Here is a 15933-nt window from a genome sequence, read left to right on the forward strand (position 1 = left end):
AGCGCAGCGCGCTGACCAGGACCATTCCATTTTCTGAGGAGTTGAACCCGCAATGGCGGAGACCATGAAGACCCCGGTGACCATCCTGGGACTCGCCGCGATGGGCCGGGCGTTGGCCACGGCCTTCCTGAAGGCGGGCGTACCGACAACCGTCTGGAACCGCACTCCCCGCAAGGACACCGAACTGCTGGCCGCAGGGGCCGTCAGCACAACAACGATCGCAGAAGCGATCGACGCCGAGGGTCTCATCATCGCAGTGCTGCTCGACCACGCTTCGGTGCACGCCACCCTCGACCCGGTAGCCGACCGCCTGGCCGGACGGCAGCTGCTCAACCTGACCAGCACCGCCCCCGACGAGGCCCGCGAACTCGCCGCCTGGGCCGCCGAACACGACTGCGACTACCTCGACGGCGGCATCATGGCGGTGCCGCCCATGATCGGCCAGCCGGGCGCCTCCATCCTCTACAGCGGCTCCCGCGCGATCTTCGACTCGCATCGCGAAATCCTCGAATCAATCGCCGCTGCAGAATATTTCGGCGACGATGCGGGCCTCGCCTCGACCTACGACTTCGCCCTACTCGCCGCCATGTACGCCATGTTCGGCGGCTTCCTGCACGGCGCCGCCATGATGCGCTCCGTCGGCGTCCCCGCCGCCGATTTCGGCCGCCGAGCCGCCGCCTGGGTCAGCGCGATGGCCCAGTCCCTCCCGCACCAAGGCGCCGTCATCGACACCGCCACCTACACCGACCCCATCCAATCCATCGCCTTCCACAAAGCCGCCCTCGACGCGATCACCCGCGCCAGCCGCGCCGCCCACGTCACCCCGGACTTCGTCGCACCCCTGAAAACCCTCCTCGACCGCCAGGTAGCCGACGGCCGAGGCGCCCTTGGTTTCGAACGCACATTCGAAGAAATCCTCTGAATCGTCCGCGGGCCGCGCCACTCCCTCCCGGCGCGGCCCGCGCACTCCCCTCTGCTGAACGCTCAAGTTTTCCGAGGTCAGGCCGCGATTTGGTTCATCTGGAGTTGATCCGATAATCTTGCTGGGCACACCGGTCCGGGTGGCGGAATGGCAGACGCGCTAGCTTGAGGTGCTAGTGCCCTTTATCGGGCGTGGGGGTTCAAGTCCCCCTCCGGACACCAGTGCTAACCCCACAGGGGGCGGCATCAACGATTGCGAGTTGCTGTTGGTGCTGGTAGCGCACTTCTAAGGCCAGGGCTCGGTACAACCGAGTCTTCTCGGCCGGATCCCCCGCAGCGAGCACCGCGCGGATATCGCCCAGCGAGTCGATCAACTTTCGGATCTCGATACCAGTGAGTCGATTGATCTTGGGCAGGCTCTTCAACTCGGCTTGAGCTGCCGCTTTGTCCGCCTGTGCCGCGTTCATGGCCGTGACGAGGGCTTGCGGATCGACTCCGGCCTCGATGGCGGCGAGGTGACGCGCGAGTCGGGCCTCGGCGTCCGTGATCCGTTGTCGAAGCGTGCGTCGCTGAACGACGGTGTCATCGGTGTCTTGGGCGGCCACGAGCGCCGCGATCGAACGATGCGGTGGGTGGGTGTCGTCGTCGGGCCGATCGACCGCTGGCTGGCGAGCCGGCTCCCATCACGCAGCGGTCGAACGCGCGCATGGCGCTGCGTAGTCGACGACCTCGACTATCACCGGTACTGGGTACCCGAGCACCACGGAATGTCGGGCGTGGCCAGCGCGGCACCGGCAGTCGTCGTCGAACGCATCGCCTCGCTGGCACAGCGGATACGGGTCGGACACGTCGAGGGAAAGGATCCGCAGCTTCAATCCGTCGGATGCCCAGAGCGCTACTCGAGTTGCTGCTTCGAGGCATCGCGCCAAGGACGGTTGGCAGGCCGGAACGGTTGCCGCGATCCTGCGGCCGCATCATCTGTCAGCTCGGGCTTTCGGGGCAAACAACTCTGATGATGCCAGGCCCATCGCTGCCGTGGTTAACGCATCGGTTGCTGGGGCTAGCGCACACAATCGGCTCCCCCGCGCTTGAAGCACCCAGCGGGACATAAGATTGCTGGGCGTCCAGCATGCCCAGAGCCAACTGGGAAGATTCGCAACACATCTGGTACAGCGGGCGAAACCGCCATAGCTGTACCGGTTCTCGGACGAGTGGCCAGCACTAACCGGCCATCAGTGCACAGTCGGGCAGTGTGGCGGATGAATGGTCGGAGCCAAAGTCGTATACGGAATGTCGGAACTGTTGGCACCCGCAATCCGAGACCGTGTCTATCATCCTCGCGATTCGCATTGGCGGATGAGCAATGACAGATCGGCGTCATGATGCGCGTGATCTGTTGTGACGGAACGTGGGCATGTCAGGCTCCTGACCACCCGTCCGCGATTCTCCCACCTTTCAGGCTATCTAACGCCGGGCGGCGCGATCGGATACAGGAATCTCTGCACTCGAACACCCATAGCAGTCAGAGAAGTCAGAAAGCCATTGCGGGTGTCCCCTCTCGCGCACAGATTCCCGTCAGTCGTGACTTACGCTGCACGCAACATGCACCGAAGCCGAGTTAACGTCAGCGAGGTCCGGCCAACCTGTACTCCGCACTGCCACCCGGGAGACTGGATTGGCAGGATTTGCCTTGGGTTCGGTAGGAGCAAGTAACTTTGAACTCCGATGCGCACACCGGGCCTAGTACTGCAACGGCAGTCAGTCCGGTAGCTTGCTGGGGTGGTCGTGGATGTTGTTGCAGCGGAGTTGGATTCGTTGCACGCGAGGATCGGTGGCCGTTTCGCCCGGTCGGAGCCGCGGGGCCGGGCGCGGGAGTACGTGACGGGGTTGGTGGCGCGCCGGGAGCGGAAGAACGGGTGGACGCTGGCCGAGCAAGCTGGTGAGGTGAGCCCGGACGGTATGCAGCGGTTGTTGCGGTGGGCGGATTGGGACATCGACGGTGTCCGTGACGACGTGCGCTCGTATGTGGCCGAGCGGATCGGTGAGAAGGATGCGGTGCTGATCGCTGATGACACCGGCTTTCTGAAGAAGGGCATCCGCTCGGCCAGGGTGCAGCGCCGATACTCCGGCACGGCCGGACGCACGGAGAACTGCCAGATAGGGGTGTTCTGGCGTATGCCTCCCGCCACGGCCACACCTTGGTGGATCGGGAGTTGTATCTGCCGGAGTCCTGGACCACCGACCGCGACCGCTGCCGCGCCGCCGGGATTCCCGACGAGGTCGAGTTCGCGACCAAGCCGCGGCTGGTGATGGCCATGCTGGAACGGGCGGTGTCGGTGAAGGTGCCGTTCGGGTGGTTCACCGCGGATGAAGCCTATGGTCAGGTCAAATACCTGCGGGTATGGCTCGAACAACACGACATCGCCCAGGTGCTGGCCACTCGCCGCAACGACACCCTGGTCACGGGCATGTTCACCGAGGCCCGCGCTGATGAGCTGGTCGCCGCGCTGCCGGCACGAGCATGGCAGCGGATCTCCGCCGGTGCCGGTGCGCACGGACCCCGCGACTACGACTGGGCGCGGGTGCCGATCCGTATCGGCTGGGAACCCCGGGCGCGGGCACTGGCTGCTGGCGCGGCGCAGCATTACCGACCCCGCCCAGATCGCCTACTACGTCTGCTACGGGCCACGCCGGTCCACGATCGCTGATCTGGCGTGGATCGCGGGGTCGCGGTGGCGGATCGAGGAGTGTTTCCAGCAGGCCGAGAACGAAGCCGGGCTGGACCACTACCAGGTCCGCAGCTGGCGGGCCTGGTATGCCCACATCACCCTGTCCATGCTCGCCCTGGCCTGGCTCACCGGGGCGAAAGCCGTTGCCGCAAAAGGGGAACCACTGCCAGCGAAGACGGCATGATCGGCCTCACGCTACCGGAGATCCGACGCCTGACCATCGCTCTGGCCCTGGGCAGCGCTCGCTGCGCCCGCCACGTGTGGGCCTGGTCGAACTGGCGCCGCCGACGACAACACCAAGCCCGCTTATCCCACTACCGACGACGAGGGCACCCACTCACCTGACTGCCGTCACAGTATTAGAAGGCCGTGCTTATCATCGGAACGATTGGTTTTGTTTCTGTATGAAAGGTTCTCATTGCACGTCCGCCTTTGCCTGAATCGGTTTTCGGTTGCCGGACAGGGCTGCTACTGTGCGCTGATACCGGGGATGACACGCCTACGGTGACGATCGATATCGAGGCGGGTTCAGCATGTTCGAGAAGCTGATGAGGGCCGGATCGCGATCACAGCGAGGCATCGCGGTCATAGGGGCCGTAGTCGCCGTAAGTTGCTCGTGTGGCGGTACGACCGGGCCGCAGGATCCGTCCGGATACTCGGCACTACCCACATCGTGCGCTGAGATCGGCACCGCGGCGGGCGATGCGCTGCACCAATTCGCGGGCGCTCTGCCGACGGTGGATGCGCAGCCTGTCACCACGTCCAAGCTCGACAACGCGGCCGGGCAGACGCTCACCTGCACGGTCACCTACGAGGATCCGATTCCCCACCCCGACAAGGCGTCCACACCCGAGCCTCTTTCGCGCACGGCGAAGATCGATCTCTGGGTGTGGACAACCCCAGCCGTGGTCGGGCAGACCACGACGTCCACCCAGACCGAACCCACCTCGGCAAGTGGAGCCCCGACACCCATACGCGGCATCGGCGATCACGCCGACATCATGACCCTGCCCCTGGGGAAGAACCAGGTTGCGGTGGCGGTGCGGACCAGGCTCGGAAACCTCGCCGTCAACGTCCACACCCGAGGCCTGAACTGGTCCGGGTCAAGTGGTACTCCGCCCACCGGCGACTCACCGGGATTGCGTAACGACCTCGCCTCCGGCGCCGAATCCATCGCGGCCGCACTCATCCACAATCTTTCGGCGAGCCTGCCGCGCAAGACGTTTCGGCCCGAGTCCGCGACCACCTCCGCTTCCGCCGTGACCACGGCCCCGGACCCCACGACACCCACTGCGCCCCGCCCGGTCTGGGATCCGTGTACGATCCCCGACGCCGACGTCACAGCAGCGGGCCTGAATCCACAGTCCAAGAAGACGGACATCCCGTACCCGGAGGCGAAACAGTGCCGGTGGACCGGCCCATCGTACGATGTGGCCGTATTCACCCGGGACAGTCGGTTCACAGACTGGGCCTACGAGGTTTTCACCCAACACCGGCCGGTCATGGTGGGCGATCGGCGTGCCTTGCTCGCCGTGCCCCGCGACGTACCCGGTGCGTCCTGCACCCTCCTGCTCGACATCCCCCAGGGCACACAGGATGGCATCAAGACCGGCGTCGTCGAGGTGCGCGCATCGACCGAAACCTCGGGCAACCTAGGCACCCTGTGCACCGAACTCACCCGCCTGGCAGTCCCTCTGACCCAGCACTTCCCCGTCGGCCGTTGACCCGGACACCGCACTGCGCGTGGGTCCAGCGGCTGAACATCGGCAACCAGCTGTGACAGAACAGGCAGTCGCAGAATCACAACATGCTCTTCACCTGCGCCACCCGATGACCCGAAAACACCGCCACCCATTACTGCAAGACATACCGGTTCATGGACGTCATGTTGGGGTACATCCAACCCGCACATCGACTACGGCCAGACCGAGGATCCGGCGTCATTGCGGGCGATGTCGTGTTGTTCGAGCCATACCCGCAAGTATTTGACCTGACCGTAGGCTTCGTCCGCGGTGAACCACCCAAACGGCACCCTCGCTGCCAGCACCCGTTCCAGCATGGCCATCACCAGACGCGGCTTGGTCGCGAACTCCACCTCGTCGGGAATGCCGGCGGCGCGGCAGCGGTCGCGGTCGGTGGTCCAGGACTCCGACAGATACAACTCCCGATCCACCAGGGCATGTCCGCGGCGAAAGGCATAGCCGAGGAACACCCGATCTGGCAGTTCTCCGTCCGCCCGGCCGTGCCGCAGTACTCGCGCTGCACCCTGGCCGAGCGGATGCCCTTCTTCAGAAACCCGGTGTCATCAGCGATCAACACCGCATCCCGGTCGCCGAGCCGCTCGGCCACATAGCCACGCACGTCGTCACGTACTCCATCGACGTCCCAGTCCGCCCCCCGCAACACCCCGCTGCATCCCGTCCGGACTCACCTAACCAGCCTGACCGCGTGCGCGGCGAGCAGGAACGCACGGCCACACCATTCGAAGATCAGGTACGGGAAACTGCTCGCGCTGTTCGAGGCGGACAACGGGGGTGGGCGAGTGGCGGCGGTGCCCGCAGTGGGCACAGACCTGAAATCTGGATGCTCGGCAGCGGTGACCACACCGCCCGGATCGCTGGGAGACTGGTGCTCCCGTTTGTTGCCGCCCATCATCTGAAGCCGCTGAATCCGTTGCAGCAGCTCAGACTTACCTGCGAACGCTTCAGCCGTCATCGCTGTACCCGGCTCCGCGAATCTCGATCAGTGTGGCGGTTATCGTCGCCGAGACCGACGAGCGAGCCCAATGGCTGGCCGGATCACTGAGGATGAAGAGCGCTCGGCGACGACAGGGCCGAGCGATACAACTGCCCAGCCCGGAAACCGCTGAAGCACATGAATATACGACGTCTGGAGACACGAACGACGAGCTGACCGGCGTGGTCGTCGGCTAACCCGCAACTGTGCCACCGGAATCAGCAGGCTGCCCGCGGGTTTTCGATCCGAACTCACTCCGTTGAGCGCCTGAGTGCGGCCAGCGCCTGCTCGGCGAGCCAGCGTTCGGCTCGGTCGAAGGTCCAGTCGTTGTCGTCGACCAGGGTGAAATAGCCGGAGTAGCCGAAGTAGAACCACAGAATGTCGGTGGCCTGTTCGACCGTGGTGTCCGGCGGCAGGCCGCCCACGTCGTTCAGCCGGAGCGCCAGCGCGGCGATGGCGTCGCGGTATCGCTTGGTGGCGATCCGCAGCGCGTCGCCCGCTTCGGCATTGTGCGGCGCGGTGGCGAGCACCACCCGCATGATGTCCCCGTAGTTCTCCCGCATCGATCGCACGGTGGCTGCCGCGTGCCGCACGATCTCACCCGGGTCGGTCAGCGTCTCCTGCCGCTCGAGCGTCTCGGCGACGACCGGCGCTTCACTCCACAGATCCACCAGCGTGCGCAACAGGCCCTGCTTCCCGCCGCCGACCGCGTAGACGGTGGCGGGAGCGACGCGGGCCTGCTTGGCGATCTCGTCGACCGTGGTCGCGAAATAGCCCTGCCGGGCGAACAACTCGCGGGCGGCATCGATGATCGCGGCTCGAGTCGCTTCGGCGTACTCGGCCCGCCGGGACTTCGCAGGTTCGGTCATGGTCGCCTCAGCATAGCTCATCCCCAGATAACCGAGCCGTAGCTCATTGATCAGAGCTTGACTCTGATGAATATGTCCTTACTCTGGAGCCTGCATCGGCCATCGCAAGATTCGAGGTGAATCGTGATCACACCGTCTCCGTTTCCGCTCGATCCACTTCTCGAGGCGTTGCACCGCACGGTCACGTCCGGGCAGGTCGCTACCTCGGGCGCCGGTTACGACGCCGGATGCGTCGTCTGGAACGGCGCCGTGCGGCATCGTCCCGCCGTCGTGCTGCGCTGCCGGACGCCCGCTGACGTGCAAGCGGGCGTCCGCGCGGCCCGCGACCATGGTGTGCCGCTCTCGGTTCGCGGCGGCGGCCACGACTGGGCCGGACGTGCACTGACCGACGGTGGCCTGACCCTGGACCTGTCGGACATGCGGCAGGTGCGGGTCGACCCGGACGCACGGGTGGCGTGGGTGTCCGGTGGCGCGAGCAGCGCCGAGGTCGCCGAAGCCGCGCACGCGTACGGCCTTGTCGCGGTCACCGGCACGGCGGGCTCGGTCGGGATGGTCGGCCTGTCCCTCGGCGGTGGATACGGTCCGCTCAGCGGGCGTTTCGGCCTCGCGGTGGACAATGTGCTCGCGGTCGACGTCGTGCTCGCCGACGGCTCGCTGGTGACGACGGACGCCGAGCGGGAGCCGGAACTGTTCTGGGCGGTCCGGGGCGGGGGCGGCAATTTCGGCGTCGTCACCGGGATGCGGATCCGGCTGCACGCCGTCGCTGCGCTGTTGTCCGGCATGATCATGTACCCCGCCGAGCAGGCGGGCACCGTGCTGGCCGGGCTCGCCGAGTACCTTCCCGCCTGCACTCCGGACGCGCTAACCGTCCAGAGCGGCTTTGTGACCGGGCCGACCGGTTCGCCCGCCGTGTTCGTCGCGCCGACGTGGTGCGGCGCAGCCCGGACGGGCGAGCACGAGGTCGAAAGTTTCGCCCGCCTCGGTGATCCGCTCCTGGTCCACATCGGTCCCGTCACCCTCCCCGACCTGATGGCAGGCACCGACGCGCTGTTCCCGCCCGGCAGGCACATCGAGATCGATACGCGGACAGTCCCGGAACTGAGCCCCGCGGTACGCGACGTCCTGCAAGCCGGTGGTGGCGCGGCGACCTCACCGCTGTCCGCGGTCGCCTTGCACACGCTGCACGGCGCCGCCGCTCGAATCCCGGTCACCGACACCGCTTTCGGTAATCGCCACCCACATCTGACGGTCGAGGTGATCGCCGCGTGGGAGCCCGGCGACGCGGCCGAGCCGGCGCATCGCGCGTGGGCGGCGAACCTGGCGGACGCTCTGACGCCGGACGCACTGCCGGGCGGTTACCCCAATCTCCTCGGCCCCCGCGACACCGCCCGGATCGCCCACGCCTACGGCCCGAACACCACCCGGTTGCTCGCCGCCAAACGGCGGTACGACCCAGACGCCCTCTTCCACTCCATTCCCCTGCCCGCAGACGACCCGGACAGCACAGCATCGGCCACGCGCGTGTGCGCAGGCTAGCCGCCCGAATCGATCCGACAGACAAGGGTTCTCATGCGTATTCTCTTCAGCGGCGTGCCCGCCTACGGGCATCTCCTGCCGCTCGCTCCCCTGATGGGCGCAGCGCTCGACGACGGCCACACCGTCGCCCTTCTCACCAGCGCCGGGATGGCCGACATGATCGCGGCCGAGTTGCCCTGCGGCGTGCAGCATCTGGCGGCCGGCCCCATGCCCTTGCAGTTCGCGGAGGAGACGGCGGAACGCACCGGCGCGGACGTCTTCCACCCCACACCGGCGACGATCGGCGAGATGTTCGGCGGCACCCGGTTGGATCGGACCGCCGACGCCGCGACGTCGGCCGCCCGGCGGTGGCGCCCCGACGTCATCCTGGCCGACGCCTTCGACACCGTGGGTCCCCTGCTCGCCGCGACCTTGGACATTCCCTGGCATCAGGTCGGTCTCGGTCCAGCTCTGCCCACCGTGATCGTCGACGAGATCGCCCGAACCGCCGCCACCCGCCATGCCGCCCGCGGGCTGGAACCGGTCGCCACCCGCGGCTATATCGACCCCTGCCCGTCCGTCCTGCAGGAGCCCGGCTGGACATCTCCGATTCCCCGGCTACCGCTGCGCCCCCGAGCGCATCGGCGCCCGGGCGAGGCCACCGTACGGCTCGATCCGCCGCCCGCCGGACTCCCGCGCGTGCTCGTCACCTTCGGGACCATCTTCTCCGAACCGCATCTGCTGGACGCCGTCGTCGAGGCGGTGCGCCCGCAGCAGGTGGATGTCGTGGTGACCGAGGGATTGTCGATCCACGATCCGGCGCGCGCAGCGCGGGAGGTCAGCAGCGAGCCGGTCGGCGACGCGGCGGGCACGTCGGTGCACCGCATCCCGTTCACTCCCCTGGCCGACTTGCTCCCCGACACCGACATCGTTATCAGCGCCGGCGGCTCCGGCACGGTACTGTCCGCCCTCACACACGGTCTCCCGATGATCTTGTGGCCACAAGGCGCGGACCAGACGATCACCGCCGCCCGGGCCACCGCCGGCGGTGTCGCCCGCACCGTGCAAGATCCCGCGGAGATCACAACCGCCCTCGCGGCCGTGCTGGGAGACGACTCCTATCGGAATGCCGCGAGGAAAATCGCCGCCGAGATCGAGGACCTGCCCGGCCCGCGCGCCGTCCTCGCCGCAGTGCTCGACGCCCGCTGACCACCACGGCGCGCACACGAGAGCAACGTACAGGTGTCCGGTGCGTGCCGCTTCGCCCGCGCTGAATCGGCCGATGAGCTGCTGGTCCACAACCGCACCGGATACCGCATCAGCCTGCTCGAGGCATACAACCCTGACCTGTATCGACGGTGGAACGAGGGCTGCGCCAACGCAACTCGGCTATTCGAGGAGATCAGGACACACGGCTATCGGGGCAGCGAGAAGATGGTGCGCAACTACCTGCAGCCCTTCCGCGCCCTTGCGCACATCCCGGTCTTGCCACCCAAGCCACCGACCGTCCGGAAAGTCGCCAGCTGGATCATGACCGACCCCGACGCCCTCGCTCCCGAGCATCGGGCCCGCCTCGACGCGATCCTGGCCGCCAGCCCGCAACTTGCCGCGTTGACCGGGCATGTCCGCGATTCCGCCGAGATCATGGCCCAGCGGCGCGGGCGAGATCTCGAACAGTGGATGACCGCCGTCGACAACGATGACCAGCCAGCCCTGCACTCGTTCGTCCGGGGTTGCGCCGCGACCAGGACGCGGTCACCGCCGGGCTGACCATGTCCTGGAGCAGCGGAACAGTCGAAGGGCACGTCAACCGCATCGAAATGCTCAAACGGCACGTCATGTGGTGGCATCCGAACGAGTGAGCGCGATGCAGCGGCTGTTGGTGGGACACGTCGGGTTGAAACACGGTCGGGTATGGGTCGCCGACGATGGTGACGCGGTGGCGGTGTGGACGCATCCCGACACGGAACGGGCTGCGGCTATCGGCGCAAGGCAGGGGTTTGGTAAAGCCATCGTATTGCCCGGCATGAAAGCCGCCGAGCAGGCCGGTGTCCCTAACTTTTTAAAAATCTCGGATGAGCGCAACCTCCGGTTCTACCGGCGGCTCGGCTTCGAAGTGACTGCCGAGGTGGCCGCGACGCACGGGCACCTGACCTTGCACCGCGTGCGCGTCTGTGGTCATGAAGCCTCAACCTTCGGGAGGTAGCCGGGTTCAGGAATGATTCGGCGGAATATGGAAGCGCTCGTGATTGTGGAAGCGGCTGTGGTCATGAATGCAACTGGGGTCACTGATGCGCAACCCGTTGCGTACGCGCGTCTTCTCATCGATGCAAAAGCCGTCATCCCGAGTCGGCGGCGCCTCGGCAGTCGCCGTCACCGCGCTCGGCGCCCCGATCGCGGCGGCAATCAGCGCTACAACCAGGGTGCGGCGTACCGGCGCGGCAGTCGCGGGAATCGTTCGCCCCATTGGGTTCCTTCCGTTGCGGGATCTCACACCGTTCTATCAGCGCAGGCAGCATGGCAACACCCGCCGATTCCAGGGGCGACTCGACGATCATCGACCGCGGCCCCTCCCCATCGACCGGTCAGATCCCCCGTCCAGTACGGCGAGTTGGGCTCGCACTTGTGCCTACAGCGACGAATCTCATTCCAGCGAAGCTGGATAGGCCGTCCACGTCGCGGCCGTCTTGTCGGAACAACGGCTTTGGCTCGCTTTCGGTGGCTCGAGGTGATGGTCTGACGGCACGATGCCTTGGTCGATCGGTACCAGCGGGGCACCACCCGGCTGACCGGTCAGGTGCGGGCAGTCGTGAGCGCAGCCGCGCAATGGTAATTGGACTACAGCCTCGTCGAAACCGGGGAATGGAACTGGGCGGGCATGTGGTCACGTGACACCGGCGGGCGCAAGCCGACCGGCCATCGTGTCCTGCTCGGGGTCTTCCGGCGCATCACAATCCCGCGCGCCGACCCCACCGCCCCCGCAGTACTGAACCCCACCAACCACCGTGACCTCGCCATCATCCTCGACAACATCCGCACGCAGACAACAGGCGCGCACATCGGCGACGCGATCGACGCGGCCGGACTGACCCACAGCCCGCGCTCCGGCGTCCAGACCACCGTAGGCGCATCAACCACCTACGGCGCCGCCGTGTCGCAGAACGCGCCGGATGTAAGTCTCGACGCCTGACCGCAACCTGCACACCCCCGCCCACGGCGCGGCCTCGCTGCGGCACTGTCGGGTCGTGCATGGAAGTTCCACCAACCTCTCGTCTGGCGTTCAGCTCGACAACCGATCGGGGCGTCGTGCGCTCCAATAGCCAGTCCGCCAGTGGCACTCGGCCTGCCCCATCCGGCGTCCATCCGCCAGCCACGACCATCAGGCCGCCATCGAACCGCCCGACCGACCGGCGCCGCGACACAGCCGACAACCCCGCAACCCGCCACAGCCCATCCCGCGACGCAGACGCCCCACACCACTGGCCCCGCGAAACCCGCGCAGCAAATGAGCGGCGGAGTCATCCCGGCATGCACGGAAAACTGGTCTGCCCACGCGCACGTCACCACGCTGTCGCTGGCCGAGATCGCCGCGGAACAGATCCCTCGACAGTGCCCTCTTCCCGCAACGGCCACAGCACACCCCGCAGTTCCTACGACACCACCGGACAGACGTACCGGGGTGATCATCTTGCGGTGCTGACAGCGCGCCGTGCACGCACTCATCACAGCGCTCGACCACGAAGGGCTCATCCCACTACCGCCTGACTGCACCATCCCGGCGGACGCTGCCCTTTTCAATCATCCCATCGGCTTCGACCATGAACTCTCCCCAGCCGTCGCGCCCGCGATCTCGCAGATCACAGCACAGATGCACCGTGAGATCACCGACCACATCGCCGCCGGTACCGTCCCCGCATCGGTATCGACCTGCGGCACCTTCGGTGCCATCTCGACGTGACCGCGCTCGCGCGCGGTTGTCAGTGGCCAGTCGAGAATCCCCACTGGCGGCCACTTGATGGGAAGCTATCTGACCACCGAAGCTATCGTGCGGCGCCGGTCTGATGACGGAGTGCGGCGTGACCGGATGTCGCGTTCTCGTCGATCTCGCATCGCCTGGGTTCTCAGCACGTCGACTTCGCAGCCTGGCGAGGTCGGGTCGAAGCCGTGCTCGACTAGCCAGCGGACCCCCAGCAGGCTTCGCAACGACCACCATGCGCGGATCACATCGAGGTCGACGTCGGTGCCGTAGCCGGCGACGACGTCGGCAAGGCGCTCCTCGTGTCCGAGCGTCAAAGTGGCGAGGTCGTAGAGGGCATCGCCCTGGCCCGCCTCCGACCAATCGATCACGCCGGTGATCTCGTCACCGATGGCGAATACGTGGCTGACTTGCAGATCGCCGTGCGTGAACACCGGGGTCCACGGCCTGAGCGCGGCTTCGGCGGCTTGGCGGTTACGTGCGACCAGGTCGGGGGGAAGGACGTCGTTCGTGACGAGCCACGCGCATTCGACGTCGAGCTGCGCCGCCAACTCGTCGAGACCCCGGCCGCTGTGGCCGGGCCAGGGTGGCAGCGGTGCGTCGTGCAGCCTCCGTATGGCGGCACCCGCGGCGGCCCATGCCGCCGGCGACGCGGCCGACGGCTCGCCGAGGCGGCCGAGTGCCCTTCCTGGGAGGGCGGCGAGCGCAAGCACCGGCGGTTTGCGCCACAGGATCTCTGGAGTTGGGATCGGCGCCCTGGCCATCGCTTCGACCTCTGCGTCGGTGCGTGTCTGATCGGCGTCGATCTTCAGGAATACGTCGCCGGCGCGCAGGGTCGCGCGCTCGTGATGGGCGACAATAACTTCGACTTCTTCCACGCTGGAGATTGTCATGGCGGTGACCCCTGATGTCGCGTGGTTTGTGTTTCAGGTGACCGGCCGGGCTTCGCGGAGAGCGGTCCGAAAGACGGCCTGCAATGGGCATCGCCGAGCGTTGCTAGCAGTGTGCCGGATCGCGCCAGCTGGCCGCCTGTGAGGATTCGGAACAGGCCGTCCATGGGGAACTTTCGCTGGCCGCTTCCACCGGATCTGACCACTGAATGTGTGCAGTTGGCCGGCGAGCCTTTGCCCGAGATCATCGACGCCGTCCCCGTTCTGCTGGATGTGTGGGTGCGCGCCGGTCGCCCCACGGTGCTGGTCACCTCGATCCGCCCCAGGCCCGCTCGCCGAGCACGACACCGACATCGAGTTGAGCAACGGCGTCCGGATTCTGGCGACCGACGGTGGTGTCCTGGTCACCAGCACCGACCATCTCGACCTCGCGATCGACCCGCCGACCACCCCACGCACTGATCCACACCCTCTGTCCCCCACTGCGCCGTGCCGCTGAGCTCGCTGTCGCTGCAAGAGGCTGCTGTGACGGCGAAACCACCTGTCGCAGCCGCAGATTCTTCGCTGATCCATCATTCAGGAGGCCCTGTGCCGATCGCTTCTCCCGCCGCCCTGCGCCTCTCCGTCGCAGTGCGCGATCTGCTCACCATGCACCCGAGCCTGCACTGCCCGAACCTGTGGATCGGGTCCACCGCCCACAGCCTTGTCGGATGTGTCGGGGGATGGACCGCACTGCTCGACGGTGCCCGCCCGCACCCCGCGGGCCGGTCGCGGTGGCGCAGTGGCTACCGGTTCGTTTCCGTCATCGGGCCCAGCGGCGCGTCGATCTTGATCCGCGACTATTGCACGACACGGCTGGGACTCGACCGTGACGAACGCGACCGGCTGCTCAGCGAGCCCGAGACCACCACCGCCGCATTGAATTACCTGAACTCACTAATCGTCTCCGCAGAACACCGGCTCGAGTGCCCCCAAAACGACGACTGACCGTGCGGCTGCGTGCTGGTGTGCAGAGGTGTCCATTGGTTGGCGTCGATTCCGAATTCGCCTCCGGGCCCGATCATGAATCCGTAGCCTATGGATACGCGGCAGTCGCCGGTCGGAAAGCACCACCCGTCCGTGCCCCGGTCCTCAGGGGAAGCCGGCTTCGAGAACACGCGGGCCGCCCTCCCTGAGAACATGAGATGCGTTATGTCGCAAAGATCTCGCTCGCGCCGAATGCCGACGCACAGTTCGCCGGTCGCGGGGCGGCCCGCCGACTAGACTTTCTCACGTGTCACGCTGTCGCTCGATCCTCCGCGCCGGTATCGCATGAGGGCCGTCGTGTACGACCGCTACGGCGGCCCCGAGGTGCTGTCGATCGCGGATACCCCAATGCCGTCTCCGGCGCCGAAACAGGTTCTGGTCCAGGTGCACGCGACGTCGATCAACCTCTCCGACTGGGAGACACTGCGGGGGACGCCGCTGTATTCGCGCATCGGCGGCCTCCGGACTCCCGGTCGCCCGGTTCTCGGATCCGATATCGCCGGACGGGTCGAAGCCGTCGGCTCCGAGGTCACCCTGTTCGCACCCGGTGACGAGGTCTACGGCGACAATCTGATGCTCAAGGGCGGATTCGCTGAATATGCCGTGGCTCCTGAATCGGCGCTGGCCCACAAACCGGCGTCGCTGAGCTTCGCCGAAGCATCGACCCTGCCCCAAGCCGGGGCGATCGCACTACAGGGCACGGCCGATATCGCTGCCGGAATGTCGGTGTTGATCAACGGAGCGGGCGGCGGATCCGGAGCGTTCGCAATCCAGTTGGCCAAGAACGCCGGTGCGCACGTGACCGCGGTCGACAACGCCGACAAGCTGGCGTTCATGCGCACGCTCGGCGCAGACGAGGTCATCGACTATCGCGTCGAAAACTTCACCCGAACCGGACCATACGACCGAGTACTCGACCTGGTCGCCCACCGGTCGGTCTTCGCCTACCGCAGGTCGGTCGCCCGCGGCGGCCGGTACCGCTGCGTCGGCGGCACCACAAGCGCGTTGCTGCGGATGACGACGGTCGGCGTGCTCGCCGGATTGGTGACCGGGCGTTCTCTCGGAGTCCTCGCGGTGAAGGAAGGGCCCGCGCACTTCACACCCCTCGCGGAGGCATGTGTCGCAGGACGGATCGGAATCCACATCGACCACACCTTCCCACTCGACGAGACCGCCAAAGCGCTGTCCCACGTAGGTACGGGACACGCCCTCGGCAAAGTAGTGGTCCAGATCCGCTGATTTGCGGGTGCTGCTGCTTCAGGGATGTCCGG

At 66.7% G+C, this 15933-nt stretch carries 16 protein-coding genes, 1 tRNA gene and 2 pseudogenes; 13 read left to right on the forward strand and 6 right to left on the reverse strand.

The features are described 5' to 3' along the window. Positions 1–52 precede the first annotated feature (52 nt). Positions 53–922, forward strand: coding sequence for an NAD(P)-binding domain-containing protein (locus ACH49X_RS19950; protein WP_357207896.1), 870 nt, complete (start codon positions 53–55; stop codon positions 920–922). 133 nt (positions 923–1055) lie between these two features. Continuing rightward, a tRNA-Leu gene (locus tag ACH49X_RS19955) sits at positions 1056–1143 on the forward strand. On the opposite strand, the gene ACH49X_RS19960 is transcribed toward ACH49X_RS19955, so the two are convergent. Then, positions 1122–1526: a hypothetical protein gene (locus tag ACH49X_RS19960; RefSeq protein WP_195082952.1), complete on the reverse strand. Its 405-nt coding sequence runs from the start codon at positions 1524–1526 to the stop codon at positions 1122–1124. The genes ACH49X_RS19955 and ACH49X_RS19960 overlap by 22 nt on opposite strands. A 27-nt stretch (positions 1527–1553) precedes the next feature. Between ACH49X_RS19960 and ACH49X_RS19965 the strand changes: the two genes are divergently transcribed. From ACH49X_RS19965 to ACH49X_RS19975, 3 genes and pseudogenes are all read left to right on the forward strand, one after another. Next, entirely contained in the window at positions 1554–1934 is a 381-nt protein-coding gene (locus tag ACH49X_RS19965) for a hypothetical protein (RefSeq protein ID WP_397070470.1), read from the forward strand. A 766-nt stretch (positions 1935–2700) separates the two neighbouring features. Next, positions 2701–3819: pseudogene (locus tag ACH49X_RS19970) on the forward strand (IS701 family transposase); the annotation flags it as partial. Between the two features lie 364 nt (positions 3820–4183). Next, positions 4184–5374 (forward strand): DUF3558 family protein, encoded by a 1191-nt coding sequence (locus ACH49X_RS19975; protein WP_357207892.1) that lies wholly within the window; start codon positions 4184–4186, stop codon positions 5372–5374. Between the two features lie 191 nt (positions 5375–5565). Here ACH49X_RS19975 and ACH49X_RS19980 read toward each other — a convergent pair. From ACH49X_RS19980 to ACH49X_RS19990, 3 genes and pseudogenes are all read right to left on the reverse strand, one after another. Then, positions 5566–6056: pseudogene (locus ACH49X_RS19980) on the reverse strand (IS701 family transposase). A 21-nt stretch (positions 6057–6077) separates the two neighbouring features. After that, the gene (locus ACH49X_RS19985) at positions 6078–6365 is read right to left on the reverse strand and encodes a hypothetical protein (protein ID WP_195082976.1); all 288 of its coding nucleotides are present in this window, start codon (positions 6363–6365) and stop codon (positions 6078–6080) included. A gap of 272 nt (positions 6366–6637) precedes the next feature. Next, entirely contained in the window at positions 6638–7255 is a 618-nt protein-coding gene (locus ACH49X_RS19990) for a TetR/AcrR family transcriptional regulator (protein WP_195082955.1), read from the reverse strand. A gap of 123 nt (positions 7256–7378) precedes the next feature. On the opposite strand from ACH49X_RS19990, the gene ACH49X_RS19995 reads away from it, so the two are divergent. The 4 genes from ACH49X_RS19995 (at position 7379) to ACH49X_RS20010 (ending at position 10976) form a co-directional block, all read left to right on the forward strand. Next, complete coding sequence (locus ACH49X_RS19995; RefSeq protein ID WP_195082956.1) at positions 7379–8791, forward strand: FAD-binding oxidoreductase; 1413 nt, start codon at positions 7379–7381, stop codon at positions 8789–8791. 33 nt (positions 8792–8824) lie between these two features. Further along, entirely contained in the window at positions 8825–9979 is a 1155-nt protein-coding gene (locus ACH49X_RS20000; protein ID WP_357207890.1) for a glycosyltransferase, read from the forward strand. 33 nt (positions 9980–10012) lie between these two features. Next, a complete protein-coding gene (locus tag ACH49X_RS20005; RefSeq protein ID WP_357207887.1) occupies positions 10013–10540 on the forward strand; it encodes a hypothetical protein in 528 nt (175 codons plus the stop codon). A gap of 97 nt (positions 10541–10637) precedes the next feature. Continuing rightward, positions 10638–10976, forward strand: coding sequence for a GNAT family N-acetyltransferase (locus ACH49X_RS20010; protein WP_357207885.1), 339 nt, complete (start codon positions 10638–10640; stop codon positions 10974–10976). A 6-nt stretch (positions 10977–10982) separates the two neighbouring features. Here the strand turns inward: ACH49X_RS20010 and ACH49X_RS20015 are convergent, their stop codons facing one another. Next, positions 10983–11237: a hypothetical protein gene (locus tag ACH49X_RS20015; RefSeq protein ID WP_357207883.1), complete on the reverse strand. Its 255-nt coding sequence runs from the start codon at positions 11235–11237 to the stop codon at positions 10983–10985. Positions 11238–11603: 366 nt separating this feature from the next. Here ACH49X_RS20015 and ACH49X_RS20020 point away from each other — a divergent pair, with 366 nt between their 5' ends. Together ACH49X_RS20020 and ACH49X_RS20025 are read left to right on the forward strand one after the other, a co-directional pair. Next, the gene (locus ACH49X_RS20020) at positions 11604–11960 is read left to right on the forward strand and encodes a hypothetical protein (RefSeq protein WP_357207880.1); all 357 of its coding nucleotides are present in this window, start codon (positions 11604–11606) and stop codon (positions 11958–11960) included. A 519-nt stretch (positions 11961–12479) separates the two neighbouring features. Then, entirely contained in the window at positions 12480–12728 is a 249-nt protein-coding gene (locus tag ACH49X_RS20025) for a hypothetical protein (RefSeq protein WP_195082960.1), read from the forward strand. A 65-nt stretch (positions 12729–12793) separates the two neighbouring features. On the opposite strand, the gene ACH49X_RS20030 is transcribed toward ACH49X_RS20025, so the two are convergent. Beyond that, the gene (locus ACH49X_RS20030; protein WP_357207878.1) at positions 12794–13624 is read right to left on the reverse strand and encodes an aminoglycoside phosphotransferase family protein; all 831 of its coding nucleotides are present in this window, start codon (positions 13622–13624) and stop codon (positions 12794–12796) included. Positions 13625–14224: 600 nt separating this feature from the next. Here ACH49X_RS20030 and ACH49X_RS20035 point away from each other — a divergent pair. Then, complete coding sequence (locus ACH49X_RS20035; RefSeq protein ID WP_357207876.1) at positions 14225–14623, forward strand: hypothetical protein; 399 nt, start codon at positions 14225–14227, stop codon at positions 14621–14623. Positions 14624–14947: 324 nt separating this feature from the next. After that, positions 14948–15901 carry an NAD(P)-dependent alcohol dehydrogenase gene (locus ACH49X_RS20040; protein ID WP_357207874.1) on the forward strand — a complete coding sequence of 318 codons (954 nt, stop codon included), beginning with the start codon at positions 14948–14950 and terminating at the stop codon, positions 15899–15901. Positions 15902–15933 lie beyond the last annotated feature (32 nt).

This window comes from Nocardia sp. NPDC019323, from assembly GCF_044389845.1.
GTDB lineage: Bacteria > Actinomycetota > Actinomycetes > Mycobacteriales > Mycobacteriaceae > Nocardia > Nocardia implantans.